This window comes from Antarctobacter heliothermus, assembly GCF_900188425.1.
GTDB classification, from domain to species: Bacteria; Pseudomonadota; Alphaproteobacteria; order Rhodobacterales; family Rhodobacteraceae; genus Antarctobacter; species Antarctobacter heliothermus.
The window spans coordinates 124,885-150,452 of sequence record NZ_FZON01000001.1 but is presented as its reverse complement, the minus strand read 5'-3'; the positions used below and the strand labels follow the sequence as shown (position 1 = coordinate 150,452).

Sequence of the window (25,568 nt, the reverse complement as noted above, 5' to 3'; positions counted from 1 at the left end):
CAGGCGGGCTGGTCCGATGAGGGAGAGATCAATGGCAAAAGTCGCATTTCTGGGTCTGGGCGTTATGGGCTATCCCATGGCAGGGCATCTGGCCAAGGCCGGACATGACGTGACCGTCTACAACCGCACCACCGCCAAAGCCGAAAAATGGGTGGCCGAACATGGCGGAGCCCATGCGGCAACCCCGCGTGAGGCGGCGCAGGGGGCCGAATTTATCATGGCCTGCGTGGGCAATGACGATGATCTGCGCGGTGTTTGCACCGGCGCGGACGGCGCCTTTGCCGGCATGGGGCAGGGGGCCACATTTGTCGATCACACCACCGTGTCGGCGCAGGTCACCGCAGAGCTGTATGCCGAGGCCGCCAAGGCGGGTCTGTCCTTTGTCGATGCGCCGGTGTCCGGCGGGCAGGCAGGGGCGGAAAATGGCCAGCTTGTGATCATGTGTGGCGGCGATGCGCCGGTCTATGACGCGGCAGAGCCGGTGATGACTGCCTATGCCAAGATGTGCCGCCGTCTGGGAGAGTCGGGCGCAGGCCAGTTGACCAAGATGGTCAACCAGATCTGTATTGCCGGTCTGGTGCAGGGCCTGTCAGAGGGGCTGCACTTTGCCGAAAAGGCCGGTCTGGACGGGGCGGCGGTGGTCGATGTGATCGGCGGCGGTGCGGCCGGGTCGTGGCAGATGGTCAACCGTTACAAGACGATGATCGCGGATGAATTCGAACACGGCTTTGCCGTTGACTGGATGCGCAAGGATCTCAACATCTGCCTGCGCACCGCGGATGAGGTCGGTGCCTCGCTGCCCGTCACCGCGCTTGTGGATCAGTTCTACAAGGACGTGCAGAAACTGGGCGGCGGGCGCTGGGACACCTCCAGCCTGATCAAACGCCTGCGGGCCATGGGCTGACCCTCAGCGCGCTGCCCACTGCCCGCTACCTTGTGCGCGCCGTCTGTCCGGGCGGCGCGCACAGGGCGTGGCGACGCCACGCCAGAGGACACGTCAGAGGCCGCTCCAGACGCGACGTCAAAGGCAGTCAGGCGCCCAATTTCGGGGCCTATCCCTTTGCGTAAGCGTCCCGCCCGACATGACCTATTGTCTTTGCCCCTTTGCACGCCTTATGTTAGCGGTCAGGCCGCGTGTGTATTACCCCGCGCCGACCAGTTTCGCTGACCGTGGACCCTGACAAACCGGACCCGGACAGACCGATCGGGCCGCAAGGCCAAAGACCCCGCCCGGACCGCAACATGCGACGGGCTCAATGAATGGGCGCCGCTTCGGTTCACTTGCCGAAGACAGGCGTCGGAGAAGAACCGCGATGAAGCGCGCGAATGACATCAGGCACGAGGCAGGGACCAATGGCTCCCGCCGTGCCGTCGCGCACCATCTCGCCCAGACAAGACACGCCGCAACCTCCGGGGCCCCACCTGGGCCGCGGAGGCGTGCGCCGTGCAAACGGATAACATGGCTAAGAAAATGCTCATCGACGCCACCCACGCGGAAGAGACCCGCGTTGTGGTGGTGGACGGAAACAAGGTTGAGGAATTTGACTTTGAATCTGAAAACAAGCGGCAGCTCGCCGGTAATATCTATCTAGCCAAGATCACGCGGGTCGAGCCCTCGTTGCAGGCGGCCTTTGTCGATTACGGCGGCAACCGCCACGGCTTTTTGGCGTTCTCGGAAATTCACCCCGACTATTACCAGATCCCCATCGCCGACCGTCAGGCGCTGATGGCCGAAGAGGAAGAGGCTGCCAAGGCCGCCGCCGAGGAAGAAGAAAAACCCCGGAAATCCCGTTCGCGGTCGCGCAAACGGACCTCCAAGCCGTCCGATACAGCGGATAAACCCGCGTCGGCAGAGGCCGCGGCAGAGCAAAGACCCGAGCAGGCAGCAGACCAAAAGCCGCGTGAAATCAGCGGTATGGAAACCATCGACCTTGATGAGGATCTCGAAACCGGCGCGCCGGGTGAGGGCCTGTCGCCGATGGAAACCGTGCACGAAACCCCGGTGCAGGAACCGCAGGACGCCGATGAGGCGACCCCTGCCGCCGCCCCTGTAGAACCGCAGGCCTCCGCGCAGGAGACCGCGCCCGAAGTTGCACCCGTCGCACCTGACACGCCCGCCGCCGCCCCCGAGGCGGATCTGACGCCGATGCCTGCGGCAGAGGACGCAACCCCGGTCGACACCGCCGACAGCGCCGCGCCCGCAACACCGCCCGCAACACCGCCCGCAACACCGGACGAAGACGACGCGCCCGAGACGACCGACACCACCCCGCCGCGCCCCATCGCCGAAGGCACCCGGGATGAGGCCGCCGTGGTCTCGCAAGATCCCGAAGCCACCGACACAGGCGAACCCGCGCCCGTCGCCGCGCCGGTTCAGGCAGAGGCCGTCACCCCTGCGGCGGACACGACCGACACCGACGCGGCGGACACCGCCCGCGACGACAGCGACGACGAAGATGAGGACGAGGACGACGCGCAGGACGACGCCGCCGCCCGCGATGCCTCGATCGAATCCGTTGCCGACGACGACACCCACGAAGACATCCGCCCGGTCCGCAAACCCCGCGTGCGCCGCTACAAGATCCAGGAAGTGATCAAGGTCCGCCAGATCATGCTGGTGCAGGTCGTCAAGGAAGAGCGCGGCAACAAGGGCGCGGCCCTGACCACCTACCTGTCGCTCGCCGGTCGCTACTGCGTCCTGATGCCCAACACCGCGCGCGGTGGTGGCATCAGCCGCAAGATCACCAATGCCGCCGACCGCTCCAAGCTCAAGGAAATCGCCACCAGCATCGACGTCCCCAAGGGCGCCGGGCTGATCATCCGCACCGCTGGCGCGAAACGCACCAAGACAGAGATCAAGCGCGACTACGAATACCTCCAGCGCCTGTGGGAACAGATCCGTGAACTGACACTGAAATCCATCGCCCCCGCCAAGATCTACGAAGAGGGCGACCTGATCAAACGCTCGATCCGCGATCTGTACAGCCGCGAGATCGACGAGGTTCTGGTCGAGGGCGAACGCGGCTACCGCGTCGCCAAGGACTTCATGAAGATGATCATGCCGTCCCACGCCAAAAACGTGCAGCACTACCACGACCAGATGCCGCTGTTCGCGCGCTTTCAGGTCGAATCCTACCTAGGCGGCATGTTCAACCCGACCGTGCAGCTGAAATCCGGCGGTTACATCGTGATCGGTGTGACAGAGGCGCTGGTGGCCATCGACGTGAACTCTGGCCGCGCCACCAAAGAGGGCTCGATCGAGGAAACCGCCACCAAGACCAACCTTGAGGCCGCCGAAGAGGTGGCCCGCCAGTTGCGTCTGCGCGACCTTGCCGGCCTGATCGTCATCGACTTCATCGACATGGATGAGCGCAAGAACAACGCCGCCGTCGAAAAGCGCATCAAGGACAAGCTGAAAACAGACCGCGCGCGTATTCAGGTGGGCCGCATCTCGGGCTTTGGCCTGATGGAAATGTCGCGCCAGCGTCTGCGCCCCGGCATGATCGAGGCGACAACCCAGCCTTGCCCGGCCTGCCACGGCACCGGGCTGATCCGCTCGGATGACAATCTGTCGCTACAGGTGCTGCGCCAGATCGAAGAAGAAGGCGTGCGCCGCCGCTCGCGCGAGGTGCTGGTGAAATGCCCGGTGGGCATCGCCAACTACCTGATGAACCAGAAACGCGAACACATCCTCCAGATCGAGACGCGCTATGGCATGTCGGTCCGGATCGAGGGCGAACCGCATCTGGTCTCGCCCGACTTCACACTGGAGAAGTTCAAGACCGCGACCCGCGTGGTGCCAGAGGCGACCGCGCCGGTGGTCTCCGTCGATACCTCGCTGATGGATCAGGTGGACGAGGACTACGAGGAAGAGATCGAAGACGCGGAGATCGTCGAGACCACAGCCCCCGAGGCCGCGCCTGCCGCCGCACCGCAGGCGGAGGAGACCGGCGAAGACGACAAGGCGAAAAAGCGCCGTCGTCGGCGTCGGCGCAAGTCGAAGTCCAAGGACAACGGCGAGAATGGGGATAACGGCGACAACAACGGCGACAACGGTGACAGTGACTCGTCGGATGATGACGCGCGCCAGCCTGAAATGGCCACGGCCGCGCCCGCCGGTGACACGGCTGAGACGGTCGAAGGGGCCGACGCCCCGCAGACCGCCGAGGATGCGCCCAAACCCAAGCGCACCCGCACGCGGTCGCGCCGGTCACGCAGCAAGTCCACGGATACCGTGACAGAAACTGCCGATGCCGCCCCTGCGGCAGAGCCCGTTGTGGCAGAGGCTTCGCCAGTTGCCGATGCGCCAGTTGCCGATGCGCAGCCTGCCGACGCACCCACGCCGGACGCCGAGACGCCCGAAGTGGTTGCCCAGGCGACTGAGGACAAGACACCGGACCCGGTTGAGGCCACCGCGCCCGACACCGACGCCAAGCCCAAGCGCGCCCGCACGCGGCGCAAGGCTGCGGATGTGATCGCCGAGGCGGTCGGCACGCCGATTGCGGCGGAGACGCCGGTGCAACCGGCGGCCCCCGCTGCCGAGGTCGCCGAAACGCCGGTCGCCGAAACGGCCCCTGAAACGGCTCCAGAAACGGCACCGGCACCGGAGGAAGCACAGGCGGAACCGGCCCCCGTCGAGGTGGCCAGCGCCGAACCCGCGCCCACCCCGGAACCCGCGCCCGAATCTACACCAGAACCCACACCGGCACCCGCCGCCGAGGCCCCGGAGCCCGCAGAGGCCGACGACAAGCCCAAGCGCCGTGGCTGGTGGTCACTGGGCAGCTGATCCGGACCAAATGAACATTAAAAAGCCCCGCGTTTTCGCGGGGCTTTTTGTTGTTCCGCGCAGGCGGGGGACAAGACCTCAAGATCTGGGGGGATGTGCGTGCAGGTGCCGTAACGACCCGACAGAAATGGATTAACCGGGCATTGTCACGATAATGGCGCCGCGATCCGTCGCCACAACTGTGTGCTCATACTGCACAACAGGCGCGGTCGGCTCGCTATACAGAGTCCAGCCATCGCGTCCCTCGTTTGCCCACAATCCTCCTTTCGAAAGGAAGGGTTCCACAGTCATGACTAAACCGTTCCCGATCCGGCGCCTGTCGCCACGGGTCGGCCACGTCGCGATCTCTTCGGGATATTCGTGCAGGGCGCGCCCCACGCCGTGGCTCGCAAGGTTTCTGATCAAAGTGTACCCCCGGTGCGACGCAAAGCGTCCGATGGCCTTGCCAATACCGGCCACCGGGCGATCCCGCCCAACCTGTGCAATCCCGATTTGCATTGCGCGCCGTCCATCGCGACACAGTTTGCCCAGAGACGGGGCAACCGGGGGGACACAAAACGTCGCGCCGGTATCCGCGAAGTAACCGTTTTTGGAAGCGGAGACGTCAATGTTGACCATATCGCCCTTTGCAATCACGCGCTTTCCCGGAATCCCATGCGCGATCTCTTCGTTCACGCTGATGCAGGTGGCACCTGGAAACCCATAGGTCGATTGCGGTGCTGAAACCGCCCCTTCGCGCTCCATAAATTCGCGCCCGATTGCGTCCAGATCCGCTGTTGTCATGTCTGGCTCCATCTTTTGTGCCATGACACGCATCGTGTTCGCGACAATCCGGCCGATCTCTCTGAGCCCGTCCAACTCTTCCTGCTTGGTGATCGTCATTGCCCGTCCTTCTGCTGTTGGGTCAGCGTAGCATCGAAAGTGCGACCTGTCCGCACAACTCAAAGTCTGCACCCGACGCGCTGACGGGCCTTCTGGAGCGTACTCCCCATTTTCTTCCCCGTCGCTAAAACCGTGACCCTAGACACCTCCGGGAACGGCAAGGGCAGGGCGCGGACGGATATTTCCCATGCCTATCAGCAGCGATTTACCTAACAATGTGTGAATTCGCCTCCGTAAGCCATTGAAGACGCGACGTCACTGTTCTGTCCACATGTGGACAGCCGCACGGCTCACCCTTTGCGGATCGTCCAGGTGATCGCCTTGCCCGCCTCTTCATACCCGTCCAGAACATGCCCCGCCTCGGCACAAAAATGCGGCACATCCACCACCGCCGCGGGGTCGTCCGTGTGCAGGATCAACACTTCGCCAGAGGCCAGCCCCTGCAGCCTTTTGCGGGCCTTCAGGACAGGAAGCGGGCACAGCAGTCCTAGCGCGTCAAGTTCATGTGTCATGGCCCGGATGTAGCCCCTTGGCCGCCCGAAGAAAAGCGCGACCACATTGCACGCGGATGTGACACAGCTGCGAGGTGACGCCGCCCGCGCTTTGGCCTAAGACCCGGGATATGTTCGGAATCGAAATCATAGACGCATCGCTCTTGCCCGCCATGATCGTGGCGCTGGTGGCCGGGGTCATCTCATTCCTCAGCCCCTGCGTGCTGCCGGTGGTGCCGCCCTATCTGGCCTACATGAGCGGGGTGTCCGTGACTGATCTGGGCTCGCGTGATGCGGGCCGGAACAAGGCGCTGCTGCCTGCCGTTTTCTTTGTGCTGGGTCTCTCGACGGTCTTTCTGTTGATGGGCTTTGCCGCCTCCGCCGTCGGCCTTGCCTTTCTCCAGTATCAGGACTGGCTCAACACCGCCGCCGGGATCGTGGTGATGATCTTTGGCGCGCATTTTGTCGGCGTCTACCGGATCGGCTTTCTGGACCGCGAGGCGCGGCTGGATGCGGGCGACCGGGGCGGATCGGCCTTTGGGGCGTATATTCTGGGCCTCGCCTTTGCCTTTGGCTGGACACCCTGTATCGGCCCGCAACTGGGCGCGATCCTCAGCCTTGCCGCCTCCGAGGCCTCGGTGGCGCGCGGGACATTGCTGCTGGCGGTCTATGCCATCGGGTTGGGGGTGCCCTTCCTGCTGGTCGCGGCCTTCCTGCCGCGCCTGACCGGGGTCATGGGCTGGATGAAACGGCACATGGAACAGATCGAGCGCGCCATGGGTCTTTTGCTGTGGACCATCGGCCTGTTGATGTTGACGGGCGGGTTCTCGTCGCTGTCGTTCTGGCTGCTGGAAACCTTTCCGGCGCTGGCCACTCTGGGCTGATCTGGGCTGATCCCGGGTCAGCGCAACCCGCGCAGCGCCGCCGAGGGGGCAATCCGCGTGACACGCCACGCCGGATAAAACGCTGCCGCCGTGCCGACAAGGCAGACCCAGCCTGTGGCCTGACCCACAATGCCCAGCGTGATGTAGGGTTCCAGCAACCCGGCAAACACCTGCATCCACGACACGACGTACATCGCACCGATGCCCAGACCGACGCCCGCGATACTGCCGATCATGCACATCATCAGCCCCTCTGACACCACCAGCGCGCGGATCATGCCGGGCGTCCAGCCGATGGCTGCCAGAATGCCAAATTCCTGACTGCGCTCTGAGACCGACATCAGCAACGTGTTGGCCACCAGGATCGACGAGGCGAGGATCATGACCAGAGACACGGCAGAGGCAATGGTTCCAAGGGTTTGCTCGAACCGCATGTTCCCGGCGAAAGACTCGCTGTCGCTGATGTCCAGCAGGGGCGACACGGCGGCCAAGGCCAGACGGACCTCTTCCGCCACGGTTGGTGTCACCGGACGCGACAGGCGGATCTGAAACAGCGAGACGGTCCCCGGGCGTCCCAACAGGTCCTGGAGGACAGGCAATTGCGTGATCGCGATGTTCTGGTTGAAGACAGAGTCCGACCGCGACAATCCGGAAATCACAAAGGTCTCATATTGCAGGTTGACCTCGTCCCCCACGGTCTTGCCCAGTGCGCGGGCAATCGACCGGCCAAGGACCAACTCACGCGGGCCATCCGGCGCTTTTCCCTCATACAGGTCAAGCGAGGACCACAAAAAGCTGCCGCTTGGCCAGCCGGTGACAAAGATGTTTGCGCTTTCGTCCAGTTCCGCGACGGTCAGAACCACGCCTGATACCTGATCGACCCCGGCAACGGCAGACAAGGCCTCGTCGAAGTCCTGAGCGACGGAACTGCTGACCAGACTGTAGGTATTGCGCTGGCTGACCACGAAATCCGCCCCGGTGTCGCCGATCCCGGTATCAAAGGAATGCTGTATTCCGCGCGTCAGGCCGGTCAGAGCGATGAAGGCCCCGACGGCCACCGCGATGCCCAGCACGGTCAATGTGGATCGCACGCGTTGCGCGGTCAGGCTGCGCCAGGGCAGGGTGGCCAGGTTCATGGGGTTGCCCCCTCGGGCCGCAGCGGCGCGGTTGTCAGGTCAGAGACGATCTGGCCGTCGCACATGTTGATCCGTCGGTCGCAGCGGGCGGCGATGTTGGGGTCATGGGTGACGATCACGACCGTGATGCCCTCTTGGCGCTGCAACCCCTCCAGCAGGTCGACGATCTGCGCGCTGCTTTTGGAGTCGAGGCTGCCGGTCGGTTCATCGGCGATGACCAGTCCGGGCCTGTTCGCAAGGGCCCGCGCGATGGCGACACGCTGCCGTTCGCCGCCCGACAGTTCCAGCGGAAACTGCGCGGCGCGCAACCCAAGGCCAAGCACCTCCAGCAATTCGGCGACGCGCGCCCGACGCGCACGTTGCGTCCGGGTTTGCGTCAGCATCGCCAGTTCGATGTTTTCTGCCACGCTCAGCGACGGGATCAGGTGAAAGGTCTGAAAGACAAAGCCGATGCGCGCCGCGCGCAGCCGTGCCCAGGCGCTGCGCCCCTGAATGCGGTGGCCGTCAAAGAACACCTCACCCGGCTTGGGTTCCTCAAGGCCACACATGATGTCAAGCAGCGTGGACTTGCCACAGCCGCTGGGGCCGGTGATCGACACCAGTTCGCCATGGCCGATTTTCAGGGACACGTCGTTCAGCGCCACAATACGCCCCCGGTCATAGGTCCGATGGCAGTGGCGCAGTTCGGTGAGCGGGGAGGTGTCCATACGCGCGGTCACTGTCTAGCGGCGATCTCTGCCCGCAGCGAGGTTGTCAGACCGGCAAGCGAACCACCCGCCGATTGCAGCCGGGCGCTGAATTCGTCGCGGCGCGCAACGCTGAAGGATACGTTGTCACTGCGCAGATCGTAGATGCAATAGACCGACCCGCAGGGCCGCATCTTCCAGTCGATGCTCTTTTCAGAGCCGTCGCTTTTTGTGACTTTGGTCAGAACAACCACGTCCCCGCCGCTCAGAGTCCGCGACCGCAGAACCGTGAAAGTCTGTTCGTTGCCCAGTCTTCTGCTCAGTTCAAAGGCGATCACCTCCAGCAGGACAGCGTTGAAGTCGGAGCGGTCTTGCGGTGTTGCGCTGGCATACGCTTTTCCCAGGATCTTTGACGACAGGGTCTGTAGGTCGATCGACGGCGCAAGCCGGTCCGCCAGCCGCTTGGGCGACTGGCCGGTCTGAACCGTGGTTGTGTAGATCCTGACAACAGAGGCCACTGCATCCTCGGCCGACGCAGCCGTTGCGCCAAGCGCACCTGAAACAGCGATCATGAACGCAAATGTCATGGGCCGGATCCGTGCCTTAGCGGCAAAGCGCGTCCAGGTCGGCGGACCGACACACCAATTGCGCGCTTTGGAGAACAGGTTCGTGGGGCCGAACGGAACGGGGCGGGACCGCAGGTCAAGACTGGCCACGAACGAAAATTCCCGTAAATTTATCATAGGCTTCCGCCTCGTTCTGATCACATTCGAAAATTGGATAGTGCAAATCGGTCGCGGCTGCAATTTCTATTCCGGAGTTGCCAGCGTGCCCGGGCTGCGGCAAACGGGTTTGGTCCGTCCGAATCCGGGCCGACAACCTTGAAGAGTTGACCGTGTTTCCTGACCTGAGTGCCCCCAGCACAAGTTTATACTGCGAGCGGACCTCTCCCGAGTTCTGGGCCGAGCCGCTCAATGCGGTGTCCAGTCTTGTCGTTGTGCTGGTGGCGATTGTCGGGTTCGTTTTGCTGTGGCGCCGTGGCCAACTTAGCGTGTCGGTGACGATCTTGATGATCCTCGCGGCCTCTATCGGGGTCGGATCGTTCCTGTTGCACACCTATGCGACCGTCTGGGCAGAGATTGCGGATGTGGTCCCGATCTGGTCCTTTGTTGTAGTCTACGGCCTTCTGGCGCTGCGGCGCTTTGCGCCGGACAGCTTTAGCCTGCCCTATGCCGCACTGTTCAGCCTCAGCGTCATGGGGTCCGGGATCGCGCTGGCCTCTGGCGATCTTGTGCGGGCGACACCGCTTGCCATCACCTCCGGTTTCAGTGGATCGGCGCAGTATTTCCCCGCCGCGTTGATGAGCGCCAGCGTCTTCTGGTTCATCTGGAAAGCCCGACATCCGTCGCTGCTGAGGCTTGGGCTGGGTGTCGGCCTGTTCGGACTTGCCCTGCTTTTCCGTAGTCTGGACATGCGGCTGTGTGAGGCGATCCCGACGGGGACGCATTTCATGTGGCACGTCACGAACTGCCTGGTGTTCTGGTATCTGATCGAGGCCTATGCGTCGCACAGGTCGCCGCCTGCCCAACACTCCAGGGATCATGGGGTGGCTGTTCGCGGGGCGTGATGGCATTCCCGGGGCCGGTGGGCGGCATCCGCATCCGTCCCGCCCTGAGGCCGCCTTACTCTTGCCGAAAATCCGGCATACCCTGTTCGCAACAAAGAGGTGCGAATGATGGGCACTGGACAGACTGAAAAACCACAGTTCGAAAAACCACAGTTCGAAAAGCTACGGGCCGACGAACCACGGGCCGAAAAACCGCAGGATGTGTCACGGCGCAGGGTGTTCTACATCCCCGGCTACGATCCGATTCATCCCCGTCGCTACCGCGAGCTGTACCGCAAGGAGGGCGCGGCCCAGGCGCAGGTGTCCGGCTATCGGATCGACCTCAGCCCCAAGCGCACCGGCGGGCTGTATGGCTGGCACGTCACCAGCGAGATGGACGGTAAGACGGTCACGGCAGATGTCGAGGTTCTGGTCTGGTCCGACATCGTGCGCAACAGCATGTCGACCTCGATCCCCGCGACCTATGCGCAACTGGTCCGCACCGCCTGGGAATACATCGCAACCGGCGCGCTGCGACGGCTGATGTTGCTGCGCAAGGGGCCGGTGATTGCCGCGCTTTACCCGATCGGGATGCTGTTGCTGCAATTGATCATTGCGATACTGCTGGGCTGGGCCGGGTTTGCCGTCATTGGCGGGCTTTCAGCGGGTCTGGCAGGGTGGCTTGGGATGGATCTTGGGTCGGCGGCGACGGTTGCGGGACTTGTGGTCTGGGCAGTCACCACATGGACCCTGCTGCGTTGGTTCAAGAAGAAAGACGGCAAGGTCTTTGCCTATTACCTGATGCACGACTACGCCTATTCCGCCCGCTATCACGGCGCCAACCCGCCCGAGTTGGAGGCGCGCATGGCGGACTTCGGTGAGATCATCGCCAAGGCGTTGACCGATGACGTGGATGAGGTGCTGGTGGTGGGCCATTCCTCTGGCGCGCATCTTGCGGTGTCGATTCTGGCCGATCTGATCCGCGCGGGCCGCGTCCCGGCGAACGGGCCGAAACTGGCCTTTCTCAGTTTGGGGCAGGTGGTGCCCATGGTGTCGTTCTTGCGCGGCGCACATCGTTTGCGGGCGGATCTGCGGTATCTGAGCGCACGGGACGAGATGACATGGGTCGATGTCACCGCGCCGGGGGATGGCTGTGCCTTTGCGTTATGTGATCCGGTCAGCGTGTCCGGCGTGGCACCCGAGAACAAACGCTGGCCGCTGGTGTTTTCGGCGCAATTTACCCGGTCCCTGTCCCCCGAACGGTGGAAGGAACTGCGGTGGAAGTTCTTTCGCCTGCATTTCCAGTATCTCTGCGCTTTTGACCGGCCACGGGACTATGATTACTTCCGCATCACCGCCGGACCGCTGTCGCTGGCCGCCCGCTATGCGGACCGCCCGCCCTCCAACAGTCGGATCGACGTGCCGGTGTCAAAATACACGAGCATTGCGGCATGATCCCTCCGAAACCGGCGGCGCGGCCTGATCGGGTTTCGCTGTGGCGCTATATCAAACTGTTCCGGCAGGACATCCTGTCGGCGCAGCCCGCGCGCCTGTACCGCGCCAAGATGGCAGAATTCCGCACGCCGTTCTTTCGCTCTTACCTGCTGAACCAGCCCGATCTGGTCAAGACGGTGCTGAAGGAACGCCCGATGGATTTCCCCAAATCGGGCCGCATCAGCGAAGGGTTGCGCCCGCTGCTGGGCAATTCGGTGTTCCTGACCAATGGCGCCACATGGCAGCGGCAGCGGCGGATCATCGACCCCGCCTTTGAGGGGGGACGCCTGCGCGAAACCTATCCGGCGATGTGGGCGGCGGCGCAATCGGCGCTGGACCGGCTGTCGGCACAGGCGGGACAGGATGTGGAGGTCGAGGAGATCGCCAGCCACGCGGCGGCGGACGTGATCTTTCGCACGCTGTTTTCCATCCCGATCGAGGATGAAACCGCGCAAGAGGTGTTTCACGAATTTCGCGCCTACCAGCGCACGCAACCGATCCTGAACCTCGCCGCCTTCATCCCGGTGCCGCGCTGGATGCCCCGGTTTTTCCGCCGCGACACCAAGGCGGCTGCCCGGCGCATCCGCACCCTGATCACCCGTCTGACAGAGGCGCGTCTGGCCGCGATCAAGGCGGGCACCGCGCCCGACGATCTGGCGACCAAGATCATGACCACACGCGACCCCGAGACGGGGCAGGGGTTCACCGCCGAAGAAATGGTCGATCAGGTGGCGATCTTTTTCCTTGCGGGGCATGAAACTAGCGCCTCCGCCCTTGGCTGGGCCTTGTACCTGATGGCGACTCACCCGGAGTGGCAGGAAAAGGTGGCGACAGAGGCGCAGGCGCTGCGGACCTGCGCGTTTTCCGACATCTCCAAGCTGCGGGTCAGCCGCGATGTGTTCCGTGAGGCGCTGCGCCTGTATCCGCCGGTGCCGATGATGGTGCGCGAAGCGACCTGCCCGGAACGGTTCCGCAACCGCGACATTCCAAAAGGGTCGCAGATGGTGCTCAGCCCGTGGCACCTGCATCGCCATGAGGGGCTGTGGGACAACCCGGACGGCTTTGACCCCGGACGCTGGCAGACCGAGAACGGCAAGACCTGCGGGCGCGAGGCCTATATCCCGTTCTCCGCCGGCCCGCGGGTCTGCACGGGGGCGGGATTCGCCATGGTCGAAGGCGTGCTGCTGCTGTCGCTCTTGCTGCGTGATTTGCGCGTGACCCCGGTCGCGGGCAAGGTGCCGGTGCCGGAGGCGCATCTGACGGTGCGGGCGAAAGACGGGATATGGCTCAAGGTCGACCGGCGGTGAAACGATTTTTCGCCGAAAAATCGCCTCCACGTCACAGTTAGCGTTATCAGGTCAGACGCCCACTATACCGGTCCGGTCCCCTGCGGTATCGAAAGCGCAAAAGCCTTTCATCTCATCATAAGAGGGTCTCATGGGACAGGACGCAGCCACTTTTTCCAAACAAACCGAGCAAATGCGCACAGGCGGCGGTTTTATTGCCGCGCTGGACCAGTCCGGCGGCTCTACGCCCAAGGCGCTGCGGCTCTACGGCGTGACCGAGGACAGCTACGAAGGCGAAGACGCCATGTATGCCGAGATCCACAAGATGCGCTCACGCATCATCACCGCCCCGGATTTCACCAACGCCAAGGTGCTGGGCGCGATTCTGTTTGAGCGCACCATGCGCGCCGAGGTCGAGGGCAAGCCCACCGCACAGGCGCTGTGGGACGACCGGGGCATCGTGCCCTTCCTCAAGATCGACAAGGGGCTGGAGGACAAGGCCGACGGCGTGCAGCTGATGAAGCCGATCCCTGGCATTGAGGAGACCCTCAAGGAGGCCGCCGACTTTGGCATCTTCGGCACCAAGGAACGCTCTGTCATCCACGGGGCCAACGCAGACGGCATCAAGGCCGTTGTCGCCCAGCAATTCGAACTGGGCATGACCGTTCTGGCGGCGGGCCTTGTGCCGATCCTTGAACCCGAGGTCGACATTCATGCGGCGACAAAGGCAGAGGCAGAGGTGATCCTCAAGGCTGAGATTGCCGCCCAGTTGGACAAGCTGGCCGAAGGTCAGGATGTCATGCTTAAGCTGACCATCCCGACCGAGGATGGGCTGTACAACGATCTGGCCGACCATCCGCGCGTGATCCGGGTTGTGGCGTTGTCGGGCGGATACTCCACCGACGAGGCCTGCGAACGTCTGGCGCGCCAGCCCAAGATGATTGCCTCTTTCAGCCGCGCGCTGTCAGAAGGGCTGAGCAAGCAACTGTCGGACGCGGATTTCAACGCGGCCCTGGGGGCCAACATCGACAAGATCTATCGCGCGTCGATCTGATCCGCCTCTCGAATTGATCACAGTGCTGGCCCCGTTTCCTGACCGGAAGCGGGGCTTTTTGCTGTTAACCTGTATGGGTTTCATGAATTTGCCCCCTTATATCAGCCGCTTGCGCCGAAGTGGGGGTTTTCCTCACTGATGCGGCCAAGGATTGGCGGCTATCTTGCGTCTCAGTTACGACGTTCGGAGCAACACGCGCATTCAAGCCGCTGACCGGATGGACCAAGCCCCGTTTTATCCAGACTGCCCACATTTTCCCAAGGAACAAACCCATGAAAACCTTTGCCAAGATTGCTTTCGCAGCCCTCGCGCTGACCGCAACCGCAGCTGTCGCCGATCAGGGTGACAAGATCACTGCCATGGGCTATGGCCCGACCCAGCAGCACGCCAAGATCGTGACCATACAGACCTGGACCACGGCGGCGCACGACTCCTACGGCTATGCCGACTGGAACACCGCCTATATCGGTCACATGGAATGCGTGCAGACCTATGCCACCGTGACCGAGAAATACTCGACCCTGTCGCGTGAAGTCATCAAGATCGGTGGTGACCAGGGCGCGCCCTGGTCCTGCATCGTAAGCGGCTATCAGGACGTCAAGACCAGCTACAATGGCGGCTATGACGGCGGCTACAAGAAGGACAACGGGCACACGGGTGGCTACACAGGCGGCTATACTGGCGGGCACACGGGTGGCTATACCGGTGGCTACACTGGCGGCCATACCGGCGGTTACACTGGTGGCTACACAGGCGGATACTCTGGCGGCACGACCCACAAATACTGATTTCGGGCTGTCCCAAACGCGGTACATCCCCACGTCCCACCCATTGCCGCGTCAGTCCCGATCGACCCCGGTGCCCGCTCCCAGCGCCGGGGTCACTTGCGTTTCAAACCCGCTCACCCCGATTGTTTTCGCCAATCGGCCAGCGTCTTGCCCGGTTCATCGACAAAGAGGCCGGGCAAGGGCGTGAGCCTGTCGATCCTGTCGATCCGCAGGCTGAGAAACTGCGCCTCTGTTTCGTTCCAACCGACACAGGTCCAGATCCGGCCAAAGTAATCCAGATGCAGCGGGCGCAGCACATGCACCCCCTCGCGGGTCTCAATCCGCAGACGCTGGCGCGCGCGGATCGCGGCGCGGATGGCCGGCATATGCACAAAGCCGCGCGCCGCTTCGGCAAAGCGGTCGGTGGCAAAGCCGAAGGGCGCAGGGGCGGGTCCGGAATCCTCTGGCAGGACCGCCTCTATCTTGGCGGCAAGGCTGCGGGCGCTGGCGGCCTGTTCCGGCAGGGTCGATGCGCCAAGGGCGGCAAGGGCCAGATGCAGCGCCTCCAGCTCTTCTTCGGTCAGGTTCAACGGGGGCAGGGTGATGGCCGCCTGCACGGTATAGCCATAGCCGCGCGCGCCCTCGACCGGCACGCCGGACGCGGCCAGCGTTTCCATGTCTCGGTAGATCGTGCGCACCGACACCCCGAGATCCTGCGCCATCGCCTCTGCTGTGTGCAATTTACCGTCGCGCAGGCGCTGGGTCAGGGCATACAGTCGGTCTTTCCGATTCATCGCGCATCCCCTTTCCGGCATCCGTGCGCCGACCATACTGACAAAAACCTGACAACTGACAAGGTCATGACAAAACGAGTGGCCATTCGCGGCGCTTTGGCGCTTTTCGCAGCGCGGCAGAGCCTATAGATAGCGGCAGTGGCATTGATGCGCGGCCCCCGTTTGCGGCGCCGCCGACGTTAGGAGAGACATCATGGGTATCGGAAACATCGGCCTTCCAGGCCTTCTGCTGATCGCGGTTGTCGTGCTGGTCCTGTTTGGTCGCGGCAAGATCTCTTCGCTGATGGGCGAAGTGGGCAAAGGCATCACCGCCTTCAAGAAGGGCGTGAGCGAAAGCACCGAAGAATTGGAAGAACAGAAAAAGGCCGATGAGGCCAAGGACGTCACCCCGGAAGACGAGAAAGACAAGGCGTAAGCTGTTATGTTCGATCTTGGCTTTGCCGAACTGCTGGTGATCGGCATCGTTGCGCTGATCGTTGTCGGGCCCAAGGATCTGCCGGTGCTTTTTCGCAACGTGGGTCGTTTCATGGGCAAGGCGCGTGGAATGGCGCGCGAGTTCAGCCGTGCGATGAATGAGGCGGCGGATGATGCCGGGGTCAAGGATATTGCCAAGACGTTCAAGTCAGCCACCAATCCGGTGAGCAGTGCAATGGACGGCGTCAAGGATGCCGCCAAATCCATGACCAACCTCGACCCTGACAGCGAAACTGGCAAGCTGGCCAAGGAACGCGAAGACGCCCGCAAGAAGATCGAGGCCGGCGCTGCCCGCAAGGCGGCCGAGCGCAAGGCGCGTGAGGCGCAGGAGGCCCTGCGCAAGGCGGATGAGCTTGAAGCGTCCATGCATGCGCCCCCCGAAGACGCCGCCCCCAAACCCGCAGCCGATGCGCCCGCCGCCGAAGGGCCCGCCGCCGAAGGAAATGACAAGGCATGAGTGACGCGCAAGATGAGATCGAGGACAGCTCGGCCCCGCTGATCGAGCATCTGGCCGAACTGCGGACGCGGTTGATCCGCTCGGTGCTGGCGCTGCTGGCAGGGATTTGCGTTCTGTTCATTCCGATCAGCGGCGATTTCCTCGCCGAGCATATCCTGCAATTCCTGCTTGTCCCGATCGAAAACACGCTGCGCGCGCTGGGCGATCCGTCGCCAACGCTGCAATACACCAGCCCGCAGGAATACCTCTTTGTGGTGTTCCGGATCTCGATGGTGTTCGGCTTTGCGCTGGCGTTCCCGGTCATAGCCTTCCAGATGTGGCGGTTTGTGGCGCCCGGTCTCTACAAAAAGGAAAAGAACGCCTTCTTGCCTTTCATCATCGCGTCGCCGGTGATGTTCTTGCTGGGCGCGAGTTTTGCCCATTTTGTCGTGACCCCGCTGGCGATGGCATTCTTTCTGGGCTTTGCCGACGCGCCCTCGATCTTTGCTGATCTGCTTTCGGGCAGTGTGGACGTGTCCGACGCGACCGCAATCGTGGTGCCAGAGACAGAGCAGGGCTTGCGGATCACCTTTTTCGGCAAGGTCAACGAAAGCCTGAGCACCTCGCTGGTCTTTATCATGGCCTTTGGCCTGTGCTTTCAGTTGCCGGTTCTGCTGACGCTGATGGGCAAGGCCGGGCTGGTCTCTGCCGAGGGTCTGGGCAGCGTGCGCAAGTATGCCATGGTGGCCATCCTTGTGCTGGCGGCCGTGGTGACACCGCCGGACGTGGTGACGCAGCTGATCCTCTTCGTGGTGGTCTACGGCCTGTACGAAGTGTCGATCTTCCTTGTTGGCCGGGTCGAGAAAAAGCGCGAGGCCGAATTGCGCGCTCAGGGTCTGTGGTTCGAGGAAGAACCCGACACCGAAAACGATCCTCTGATGGATGAGTTCGAAGAAGACGAGGACGAAGACGAGGCACGGCGATGAGTGGAAAATCCGTAGGGACCAAGGCCGCGGCGCTGAAACGCATCGCCGCGGCGCTGGAGCGGATGTCGCCGGCGCCGCAGGCCGCCCCCGCCTTTGACGAGGCAGAGGCCTTTGTCTGGCATGTCGATCCTGACAGGTTGGTGCCGGTGCCGCAGGTCAATCGTGTGGCGCTGGATCTGCTGATCGGCATTGACCGCGCCCGCGATACGCTGGTGGACAACACGCTGCAATTTGCGCGCGGACATGCCGCCAACAACGCCCTGCTCTGGGGCGCGCGCGGCATGGGGAAATCCAGCGTCGTCAAGGCGGTACACGCCTCCGTGCGTGCACAGGGGCACGACCTGAAACTGGTGGAACTGCAACGCGAGGATCTGGGATCTGTCGGGCGTCTGCTGGCGGTGCTGCGTGATGCGCCACTGCGCTTTGTGTTGTTCTGCGATGATCTGTCGTTCAGCCATGACGATGAGCACTACAAGAGCCTCAAGGCGGTGCTGGATGGCGGGATCGAGGGGCGGCCCGAGAACGTGCTGTTCTACGCCACCTCAAACCGCCGTCACCTGATGCCGCGCGACATGATCGAAAACGAACGGTCGACCGCGATCAGCCCCTCTGAGGCGGTTGAGGAAAAGGTGTCGCTGTCGGATCGTTTCGGCCTGTGGCTTGGCTTTCATCCCTGCTCTCAGGACGACTATCTTGCCATGGTGCGGGGCTATTGCGACGCTTACGGCGTCACGGTCAGCGATGAGGATTTGCGCGCCGAGGCGGTCGAATGGCAGGCCACGCGCGGCGCACGTTCGGGCCGGGTGGCTTGGCAGTTCTTTACCGATCTTGCAGGGCGCAATGGCGTGGCGCTGGGATAGCGCCACGCATCAGGGTCAGCGCAGATAGCTCATCGGGTCGGTGCTATCCAGGCCCTTGCGGACCTCAAAGTGCAGGAACCCGACATCACCGGGCGCCACGCGACCGATCTGCTGTCCCCGGCTGACCGCATCACCGACATTCACGCCAATATCGGCCACGTTCAGATAGACCGTGTTCACATTGTCCGGGTGGCGGACGATGATGAAACTTGCACCATCGGTCTTTTTGGACACGCTGATGACTGATCCGCTGGCGGCGGCGGACACCGGCGTGCCGGGTGAGGCGCTGATGTCGATGCCGGGATTGGTGCCGGGGTTGTATTCCCGAATGATCGACCCGGGGACCGGCATCGACATGCTGCCGCCGGTCGTGGTTTTGGACTGGCCGATGTCGGCCACCGGCTTGTCCGGTTTGACATCGGGTTTGGCCGCGGTGCGCGGCTCTGGCGTCTCGGCGGGCAGCGGTGTTGCGGCTGACGGCGGCACCGGGGTCAACGACCCGGACCCCGGCGGCGTGGTGGCCGGTTCAATCGTGCGCGCGGCGGTCTGCGTGCTGACCGGGATCAACAGGAACTGGCCTTCGCGGATCGAGAAATCCTTGTCCAGTGCGTTCCATTCCGACAGCGCGCGCGGCGAGACGTTGTACAGCCGCGCGATGGTAAAGGCAGTCTCGCCCCGGGCGACCTTGTGCCGGACAGGTTCCGCGCCTGTCGCCGCCGCACTCCCGTTTCGGCGGGCGGTGTCTGGCGCCCGGTCGATCGCGTTCGAGGCCAGCGTGGTGACATCCACCCCCGACGGCGGGCGAATCGGTCCGGTCCCGTCAGCGCCAATCGACGGTTCAGCCACGCGGCGGGGCAGGGCGACGATCTCGCCCCGCCGCAGCGCGTCACTCGGTCTGATTCCGTTGTACTTGCCCAGTTCGTCGGCGGGCAGGCCAACACGGGCGGCCACATCGGCCAGCGTGTCGCCGCGTTTGGCCACGGCGACCTGGTAGCTGGGATAGGACAGGATGCCCCGATCATCCGGTTCGGGGCGGGTTCCCGTCGCCTTGAGCGCGGCGTCGGTTGTATCGACCCCGCCTCCGATTCCGCCACGCAGGTCGAAATCCATGCCGTCGGAACAGGCCGACAGCAGTGTTACCAGGGCAAGGGCCGTCATGGGGCGGAAGCCAAGTGTCATCTCGATATCCTCACATGCACCCCTTGTCTCCAGGGCGTCACAGGTTGGTGGCGCGATTTGCGCGCCGCGCCGGCGCGTCAGTCCTTGCCGAGCCCTTCGACCAGCGGCACAAAGCGCACGGGCCGCATTTCGTCATAGTCGTAGCCTTGTTCGGTCCGCGTCACGCGGATCAGGCTTTGAACGGCATCCGACTGGCCCACCGGCACCACCATGATACCGCCAATCTTCAATTGCGCCAAGAGCGGGCCGGGGGGGTCTTCGGCGGCTGCGGTCACAATTATGCGGTCAAACGGTTCCTGATCAGGCAAACCAAAGGATCCGTCTGCCGTAAAGGCGGTGATATTGGTCAGTTCAAGCGCGTCAAACACAGCTCGCGCGGCATGTACCAGCCGCCGGTGACGGTCCACGGTGTAGACCCGCCGCGCCAGTTGCGCGAGGATCGCCGCCTGATAGCCAGAGCCGGTGCCGACCTCTAGCACCTTGTCGCGCGACCCGACCTTCAGCGCCTGCGTCATCAACCCGACGACTGAGGGCTGTGAGATGGTCTGCCCGCAGGAAATCGGCAGCGGCATGTCCTCGTAGGCGCGTTCAGAGAAATAGCCCTGGATGAACCGGCCCCGGTCGACCCGTTCCATCGCGTTGAGCACAGCCTTGTCGGTGACGCCTTTGGACCGAAGCGCAAAGAGGAACTGCATCTTGGCCTCGGCGTCGAAGCTCATGAAAAGGCGTCTTTCAGATCGTTCAGCGCGGCATGGTCGGTCAGGTCGGCGCGCATCGGCGTGACGGTGATCCAGCCCTTGAGGTTCATGTCGGCGTCGCTGCCGGGCGCGGTCTCGGCGCGTTGATCGCCGCCGCGGACCCAGAGAAACCGCCGCCCGGAGGGGGAATGCGTCGACTCGACAGTAAAGCGGGTATCGCGGCGCAGCCCCTGCGGCGCGGCCACCGTACCCTCGACCCTTGCGGCGGACACCGGCGGAAAGTTGACGTTGTAGAACCGGCGATAGCCCTCGGTCCGGCCCGGGTCCACACGCAGGATGCGGCGCACGGTTTCGGCTCCGTGGACGGAGGCGGCCTCGAACGGGTCATCGGCCAATGCGTTGTCCGGGCCGTAATACTGTGACAGCCCTATGGCGGTCAGCCCTTGCAAGGCCGCCTCCATCGCGCCACCCAGCGTGCCGGAATACAGCGCGTTCTCGGCCGAGTTGTTGCCTCGGTTCACGCCCGACAGGACCAGATCCGGCGGGCTGTCCTTGAGCACGTCATGCAGACCGGCCAGCACGCAATCTGCGGGGCTGCCCTCGGCGGCGTATTGGCGCGGGCCCAGCTGCGCGATCATGGTCGGATGGGTGTAGGAGATGCAGTGCGCGACGCCGGATTGCTCAAAGGCGGGGGCGACGGTCCAGACCTCGCCCTGTGGACCGGCCAGCTCTGCGGCGATGGCGGCAAGAACCTTGAGACCCGGCGCGTTGATGCCGTCGTCGTTGGTGATGAGGATGCGCATGAGGGATCGCCCGTTCTGGTTTGTCCCTTCTCTAGTCAAAGGGGGGGCATGGGGCAAGCAACGCTCCGCCGATGTGTGCGGGGTGCGCCCTGAAAGACTCAGCGTGCCTTGCGGTCCGGCCCTGTTGCCGGGCTTTTGGTCAGAGCAGCTTTGCGAGCAGGCGTTTGGCCTCGGCCTCGGGGGTGGCGAGGGCGGCGCGGTCCTCGCCGGGATGAAACCGCGCCCGGGTGGCGGTGGCCATCGGTTTGGGCGCCAGCACATGGACGCGCGGGCCGGTGCGTTCGGTTTCGGCGGCCCAGCTGCGGGCCAAAGCGATCTGCGCGGCCTTGGTGGTGCCGTAGTAGCCGTAGAATTTCTGACCCTGCACCGGATCGTCAAAGAACAGCGCCGTGCCGGTGTCGCCCAGAAGCGGGGCGATGAAGGGGATCAGGTGGCCCATGGCGTCGGCGTTGGTGGTCAGGGCCTTGCGCCATTCCTTGGGGTCGATATGGGGCGCGGGGGTCAGGGCGCTGGCGTGGATCGCCGTGTGGGCCCAGAGGGCGAGGCTGCCCCAGCGGTCATGGATCGAGCGGCACAGGTGGGCCATGGCGTCGCGATCGGTCACGTCCATCGGGGCCAGCGTGGCGCTGCCGCCCTTGGCTTGGATGCGGTCGTCCAGCTCTTCGAGGCCGCCGACGGTGCGGGCCACGGCGATGATGTGATGGGTGGGCGCAAGCGCCTCGGCGAGGGCAAAGCCAAGGCCGCGGGAGGCGCCGGTGATGAGGGCTATCTTGGTCATGGCGGCTGCTTTGCCGGGGATTTGGCACGGGGTCAAGCGCGGCCATGTCGCGGCGGCCCCGGATAGGGGGTGTCCACGCGTGGACAGGGATGCGCCTATGCAATATCAAGGGGTTACAGAGGTAATTTACCTGCGCTTAACCTTTGCCCGTTCTGTGACAGGGGTATTCTGGTGCGGGCGGGGGCGGAATCGCGCCCGTGCACGACGGGTTTGCGGTGCCGGAATGTGGGATGAATCGGGTTTTCCTGACCGGATGTACTGAGCGGGGAGGGGCATGGGGGCGTTGCCCCCGTCTCCCCTTGGTCGACTCCCCCAGGATATTTTTGGACAGAAGAAACGCAAGGGGACCTGTGGGTGGCGGGCCTGACCGGGCCGTGTTTCATCGGGATTGACATGCAACTCCACGGCCAGTTGGGACGTGCCAGGATGTTGTTCACAGCGAGGCCGTCGCGTGACCTTTGCCTGCGCCGGAGCGCGGGCGGTCAATCCGCCGTCAGATGGGGGCGGATGTCGTCGCCGAAGGCGGCGTAGAGGTCCAGAAGATCGTCGAACGAGATGCCTTGAGCCTGTGCCTCGGCCAATGGTCCCTCGGCCACGGTCACCTGCGGGCGTTGGTCGGGGTCGGGCAGGGTGAGGGTGACGGCTGTGCCGAGGTCTTCCTCGAACAGCGGCAGGGTGTTGGCCAGCAGCCCGTCGGCGGGCGGAAAGGGGGCTGCGGGATCGTCGATGATGGCGAGATAGGCGCGAAACACCGGCTCTGGCACCTCGGCCCAGGGGCCAAAGGCGAACACCTCATCGCTGCCGCGCAGGGGCAGGGTCAGCACGCAGCGCAGGAAATACCGGCCCGAAATCCGGCAAAACTCGGCCCCGAGGCGGTCCTCACTAACCTCAAGGTCGGCGTCGCCCATGCGGGGGCCAAAGGCCCAATCGTCCGGCGCATCAAAGCCGATGTCATAGAGGCCGCTGAACTGCCGTCCGCAACAGGGACAGGACCGGGTGTCATCGTTGAAGCGCCGCCAGCGGGCATCGAGATCAAGGATATTCATGACGATGATGTGAGGCGCATTGCGAATGGGGTCAAGGGGCTGGGCAGGTCGGAATTGCTGCGTCATGCTGGCAAGACAGCTTTCAGGAGTGGAACGATGATCAAACGGGGATTGGTTCTGTGCGCGTTGCTGGTGCCGGGTGCGGCGCTGGCGGATGAGATCAGCGGAGAGTGGTGTTCGCCCGACGGGCAAAGCCTGACCATCCGCGACAACCGGGTGGTGGCCCCATCGGGGATTGAGACCGATGGGCGCTATAGCCGCCACCGCTATGAATTCACCATGCCCGAAGGCGGCGCGGACGCGGGTGCGGCCATTGTGTTGCAGCAACGGTCCGAAGAAGAGGTGTTATATAGCATCGACGGCAGCACGCCGGTCAGTTGGACGCGCTGCCGGGCGGTGACAAGCTAGCGGTCTATTGCGCCACGGGCTGTGTCAGCCAGCGGGTTTCGCCCTTTTGGGCCAGCGCCAAGCGCCCGTCCTCAATTGCGATGACGGGATCGCGGCCGATCTGATCGCCGATCTTGAGCGTCTGCACCTTGCCGCGCGAGGTGCGCACAAGGGCCTTGGGCGCGTCGCCGGAGCCGAAGGTGCCCAGCAGGATAAGCCCTGTGAGGTCGGCTGTTGCCGGGCGGGTGGCTGCCGATATGACGGCGTCGGGGGTTGGGGTTTCTTGGGCCATGGCTCTTCACTGGGTTGTTGAAGAGCGGCGCATACTGCGGTGCAGCATCAGGCGAAAGAGGGGCCGGGAGGATGCGCGGCGGATGGCTGGCGGCGGGTCATGTGCAGGCGATTTTTGGCCTGTGGTCGCCGTGTGGCTCTGTTCGGCCTGCGGGCCGAAGGCGCCCACCCGCCGACCCTTGGGTGCGGATGAGCCGATTATCGTGGCACGCAGAGGGAGAGGCGGCTTATTCCGCCGCCTTCATCTGAAAGCCCTTTTGGATCATGTCGGCGGGTTCCACCGGGTATTCCCCAGAGAAGCAGGCGTCACAATACTGCGGGCATTTGGCGTTGCGGCCTTCGGCCTCACCCACCGCGCGGTACAGACCGTCGAGCGAGATAAAGCGCAGGCTGTCGACGCCCAGATGTGTGCACATCTCATCCTCTGACATGGTCGCGGCCAGCAGCTTTTCGCGCTGGGGCGTGTCGACGCCGTAGAAACAGGGCCATGCCGTCGGGGGCGACGCGATGCGGAAGTGGACCTCTGCCGCGCCGGCATCAAGGATCATCTCCTTGATCTTGCGGCTGGTGGTGCCGCGCACGACGCTGTCATCCACAAGTATCACCCGCTTGCCCTTGATCAGGGCGCGGTTGACGTTGAGTTTCAGGCGCACACCCATGTTGCGGATCTGCTCTGTCGGCTCGATGAAGGTGCGGCCCATGTATTGGTTGCGCACGATGCCCATGCCGTAGGGAATGCCGGATTCGTGGGCATAGCCGATGGCGGCGGGCGTGCCGCTGTCGGGGACCGGGCAGACGAGGTCGGCGTCCACCGGCACCTCACGCGCCAGTTCGACACCGATCTGGCGGCGGGTTTCATAGACTGACCGGCCGCCGATGATCGAGTCGGGGCGTGAGAAATAGACATGTTCAAAGATGCAGAAACGGGGCGCCGCCTTGCGGAACGGAAAGTGCGATTCGACGCCGCCGTCGGCGGTGATGACAACCATTTCGCCGGGCGCGATTTCGCGAACAAATTCGGCGCCGATGATGTCCAGCGCGCAGGTTTCAGAGCTGAGCGCCCAGCCGTCGCCGACCTTGCCCAGCACCAGCGGGCGCACGCCCAGCGGGTCACGGACACCGATCAGTTTGGTGCGGGTCATGGCAACAACGCTGAACGCGCCTTCGACGCGGCGCAGCGCGTCCTCCATCCGGGAAGGGATGTCGCGTTGCAGCGAGCGCGCCATCAGGTGGATGATACATTCGCTGTCCGAGGAGGACTGAAAGATCGAGCCACGGTCGATCAATTCGCGGCGCAGGGCGTCGGCATTGGTGATGTTGCCGTTGTGGGCAATCGCGGCACCACCCATGGAGAATTCACCAAAGAAGGGCTGTACGTCGCGGATCTGGGTCTGGCCCTTTGATCCGGCGGTGGAATAGCGCACATGCCCGATGGCCAGTTGGCCGGGCAGCGTGTCCATCAATGACTGGCGGGTGAAGTTGTCGCGCACATAGCCGAACCGGCGGGCGGAATTGAAACCGCCCAGATCGGGGTGGTAGGCGACGATGCCACCGGCCTCTTGCCCGCGATGTTGCAGGGCGTGCAGGCCAAGGGCCACGAAGTTCGCCGCGTCGGCCACGCCGACAACGCCGAAGATGCCGCACTCTTCCTTGAGCTTGTCGTCGTTGTCCGGCTCGCGGACTGCGTCAAAGTCGAAAGGATGGGCGGGAGGAAATATGGCGTCGGGCAAGGGGGCAGCTCCGAATCCGCTTTGCATGTGCAGC

Annotated in this window: 26 protein-coding genes; 13 read left to right on the top strand and 13 right to left on the bottom strand. The window is 63.8% G+C overall.

Features of this window, described 5'->3' with window-relative positions; all coding sequences use genetic code 11:
* The first annotated feature begins 31 nt into the window (after positions 1-31).
* The gene (locus tag CHB90_RS00720) at positions 32-904 is read left to right on the top strand and encodes an NAD(P)-dependent oxidoreductase (RefSeq protein WP_089275899.1); all 873 of its coding nucleotides are present in this window, start codon (positions 32-34) and stop codon (positions 902-904) included.
* Between the two features lie 555 nt (positions 905-1,459).
* On the top strand, positions 1,460-4,786 hold the full coding sequence (locus CHB90_RS00715) for an Rne/Rng family ribonuclease (RefSeq protein WP_089275898.1): 3,327 nt from the start codon (positions 1,460-1,462) through the stop codon (positions 4,784-4,786).
* A gap of 132 nt (positions 4,787-4,918) precedes the next feature.
* Here the strand turns inward: CHB90_RS00715 and map are convergent, their stop codons facing one another.
* Both map and CHB90_RS00705 read right to left on the bottom strand, forming a co-directional pair.
* The gene (gene map, locus CHB90_RS00710) at positions 4,919-5,668 is read right to left on the bottom strand and encodes a type I methionyl aminopeptidase (RefSeq protein WP_089275897.1); all 750 of its coding nucleotides are present in this window, start codon (positions 5,666-5,668) and stop codon (positions 4,919-4,921) included.
* A gap of 290 nt (positions 5,669-5,958) precedes the next feature.
* Positions 5,959-6,180, bottom strand: coding sequence for a sulfurtransferase TusA family protein (locus CHB90_RS00705; protein ID WP_089275896.1), 222 nt, complete (start codon positions 6,178-6,180; stop codon positions 5,959-5,961).
* Between the two features lie 110 nt (positions 6,181-6,290).
* On the opposite strand from CHB90_RS00705, the gene CHB90_RS00700 reads away from it, so the two are divergent.
* A complete protein-coding gene (locus CHB90_RS00700; RefSeq protein WP_089275895.1) occupies positions 6,291-7,043 on the top strand; it encodes a cytochrome c biogenesis CcdA family protein in 753 nt (250 codons plus the stop codon).
* A 17-nt stretch (positions 7,044-7,060) separates the two neighbouring features.
* Here the strand turns inward: CHB90_RS00700 and CHB90_RS00695 are convergent, their stop codons facing one another.
* Genes CHB90_RS00695 through CHB90_RS00685 form a run of 3 tightly spaced genes read right to left on the bottom strand, consistent with a single transcriptional unit; the run spans position 7,061 to position 9,452 of the window.
* Positions 7,061-8,179, bottom strand: coding sequence for an ABC transporter permease (locus tag CHB90_RS00695; protein ID WP_089275894.1), 1,119 nt, complete (start codon positions 8,177-8,179; stop codon positions 7,061-7,063).
* Complete coding sequence (locus CHB90_RS00690; protein ID WP_089275893.1) at positions 8,176-8,886, bottom strand: ABC transporter ATP-binding protein; 711 nt, start codon at positions 8,884-8,886, stop codon at positions 8,176-8,178. Before CHB90_RS00690 ends, CHB90_RS00695 begins: the two co-directional genes overlap by 4 nt.
* Before the next feature lie 8 nt (positions 8,887-8,894).
* Positions 8,895-9,452 (bottom strand): Tgt2/MlaC family protein, encoded by a 558-nt coding sequence (locus tag CHB90_RS00685; protein WP_170940950.1) that lies wholly within the window; start codon positions 9,450-9,452, stop codon positions 8,895-8,897.
* A 308-nt stretch (positions 9,453-9,760) separates the two neighbouring features.
* Between CHB90_RS00685 and CHB90_RS00680 the strand changes: the two genes are divergently transcribed.
* From CHB90_RS00680 to CHB90_RS00660, 5 genes are all read left to right on the top strand, one after another.
* Complete coding sequence (locus tag CHB90_RS00680) at positions 9,761-10,492, top strand: ceramidase domain-containing protein (protein ID WP_170940949.1); 732 nt, start codon at positions 9,761-9,763, stop codon at positions 10,490-10,492.
* A gap of 105 nt (positions 10,493-10,597) precedes the next feature.
* A complete protein-coding gene (locus CHB90_RS00675) occupies positions 10,598-11,926 on the top strand; it encodes a hypothetical protein (protein WP_245823101.1) in 1,329 nt (442 codons plus the stop codon).
* Positions 11,923-13,272, top strand: coding sequence for a cytochrome P450 (locus CHB90_RS00670; protein ID WP_089275890.1), 1,350 nt, complete (start codon positions 11,923-11,925; stop codon positions 13,270-13,272). Before CHB90_RS00675 ends, CHB90_RS00670 begins: the two co-directional genes overlap by 4 nt.
* Before the next feature lie 130 nt (positions 13,273-13,402).
* Positions 13,403-14,305 (top strand): fructose bisphosphate aldolase, encoded by a 903-nt coding sequence (locus CHB90_RS00665; protein WP_089275889.1) that lies wholly within the window; start codon positions 13,403-13,405, stop codon positions 14,303-14,305.
* Between the two features lie 272 nt (positions 14,306-14,577).
* Positions 14,578-15,093 (top strand): hypothetical protein, encoded by a 516-nt coding sequence (locus CHB90_RS00660; RefSeq protein ID WP_089275888.1) that lies wholly within the window; start codon positions 14,578-14,580, stop codon positions 15,091-15,093.
* A gap of 113 nt (positions 15,094-15,206) precedes the next feature.
* On the opposite strand, the gene CHB90_RS00655 is transcribed toward CHB90_RS00660, so the two are convergent.
* Positions 15,207-15,866 (bottom strand): helix-turn-helix transcriptional regulator, encoded by a 660-nt coding sequence (locus tag CHB90_RS00655; protein WP_089275887.1) that lies wholly within the window; start codon positions 15,864-15,866, stop codon positions 15,207-15,209.
* Positions 15,867-16,059: 193 nt separating this feature from the next.
* Between CHB90_RS00655 and CHB90_RS00650 the strand changes: the two genes are divergently transcribed.
* The 4 genes from CHB90_RS00650 to CHB90_RS00635 are packed head-to-tail and all read left to right on the top strand — an operon-like array spanning position 16,060 to position 18,622.
* The gene (locus CHB90_RS00650; RefSeq protein WP_089275886.1) at positions 16,060-16,281 is read left to right on the top strand and encodes a twin-arginine translocase TatA/TatE family subunit; all 222 of its coding nucleotides are present in this window, start codon (positions 16,060-16,062) and stop codon (positions 16,279-16,281) included.
* A gap of 6 nt (positions 16,282-16,287) precedes the next feature.
* The gene (gene tatB / locus CHB90_RS00645; RefSeq protein ID WP_089275885.1) at positions 16,288-16,797 is read left to right on the top strand and encodes a Sec-independent protein translocase protein TatB; all 510 of its coding nucleotides are present in this window, start codon (positions 16,288-16,290) and stop codon (positions 16,795-16,797) included.
* Positions 16,794-17,762, top strand: a complete 969-nt coding sequence (gene tatC, locus CHB90_RS00640) for a twin-arginine translocase subunit TatC (protein ID WP_089275884.1) — start codon at positions 16,794-16,796, stop codon at positions 17,760-17,762. Before tatB ends, tatC begins: the two co-directional genes overlap by 4 nt.
* Positions 17,759-18,622, top strand: a complete 864-nt coding sequence (locus CHB90_RS00635; RefSeq protein ID WP_089275883.1) for an ATP-binding protein — start codon at positions 17,759-17,761, stop codon at positions 18,620-18,622. Before tatC ends, CHB90_RS00635 begins: the two co-directional genes overlap by 4 nt.
* Before the next feature lie 15 nt (positions 18,623-18,637).
* Here CHB90_RS00635 and CHB90_RS00630 read toward each other — a convergent pair whose 3' ends face one another.
* From CHB90_RS00630 to CHB90_RS00610, 5 genes are all read right to left on the bottom strand, one after another.
* Positions 18,638-19,801, bottom strand: coding sequence for a LysM peptidoglycan-binding domain-containing M23 family metallopeptidase (locus tag CHB90_RS00630; RefSeq protein ID WP_089275882.1), 1,164 nt, complete (start codon positions 19,799-19,801; stop codon positions 18,638-18,640).
* 77 nt (positions 19,802-19,878) lie between these two features.
* Entirely contained in the window at positions 19,879-20,520 is a 642-nt protein-coding gene (locus CHB90_RS00625; RefSeq protein ID WP_089275881.1) for a protein-L-isoaspartate(D-aspartate) O-methyltransferase, read from the bottom strand.
* Complete coding sequence (surE, locus tag CHB90_RS00620) at positions 20,517-21,302, bottom strand: 5'/3'-nucleotidase SurE (RefSeq protein WP_089275880.1); 786 nt, start codon at positions 21,300-21,302, stop codon at positions 20,517-20,519. Before surE ends, CHB90_RS00625 begins: the two co-directional genes overlap by 4 nt.
* Positions 21,303-21,441: 139 nt before the next feature.
* Complete coding sequence (locus CHB90_RS00615; RefSeq protein WP_089275879.1) at positions 21,442-22,080, bottom strand: SDR family NAD(P)-dependent oxidoreductase; 639 nt, start codon at positions 22,078-22,080, stop codon at positions 21,442-21,444.
* Positions 22,081-22,562: 482 nt separating this feature from the next.
* Positions 22,563-23,126 (bottom strand): DUF2199 domain-containing protein, encoded by a 564-nt coding sequence (locus CHB90_RS00610; RefSeq protein WP_170940948.1) that lies wholly within the window; start codon positions 23,124-23,126, stop codon positions 22,563-22,565.
* A 96-nt stretch (positions 23,127-23,222) separates the two neighbouring features.
* On the opposite strand from CHB90_RS00610, the gene CHB90_RS00605 reads away from it, so the two are divergent.
* Positions 23,223-23,534: a hypothetical protein gene (locus CHB90_RS00605; RefSeq protein WP_089275877.1), complete on the top strand. Its 312-nt coding sequence runs from the start codon at positions 23,223-23,225 to the stop codon at positions 23,532-23,534.
* Between the two features lie 4 nt (positions 23,535-23,538).
* Here the strand turns inward: CHB90_RS00605 and CHB90_RS00600 are convergent, their stop codons facing one another.
* A complete protein-coding gene (locus tag CHB90_RS00600) occupies positions 23,539-23,805 on the bottom strand; it encodes a hypothetical protein (RefSeq protein WP_089275876.1) in 267 nt (88 codons plus the stop codon).
* 226 nt (positions 23,806-24,031) lie between these two features.
* Positions 24,032-25,561: an amidophosphoribosyltransferase gene (purF, locus tag CHB90_RS00595; protein WP_089276002.1), complete on the bottom strand. Its 1,530-nt coding sequence runs from the start codon at positions 25,559-25,561 to the stop codon at positions 24,032-24,034.
* Between the last annotated feature and the right edge of the window lie 7 nt (positions 25,562-25,568).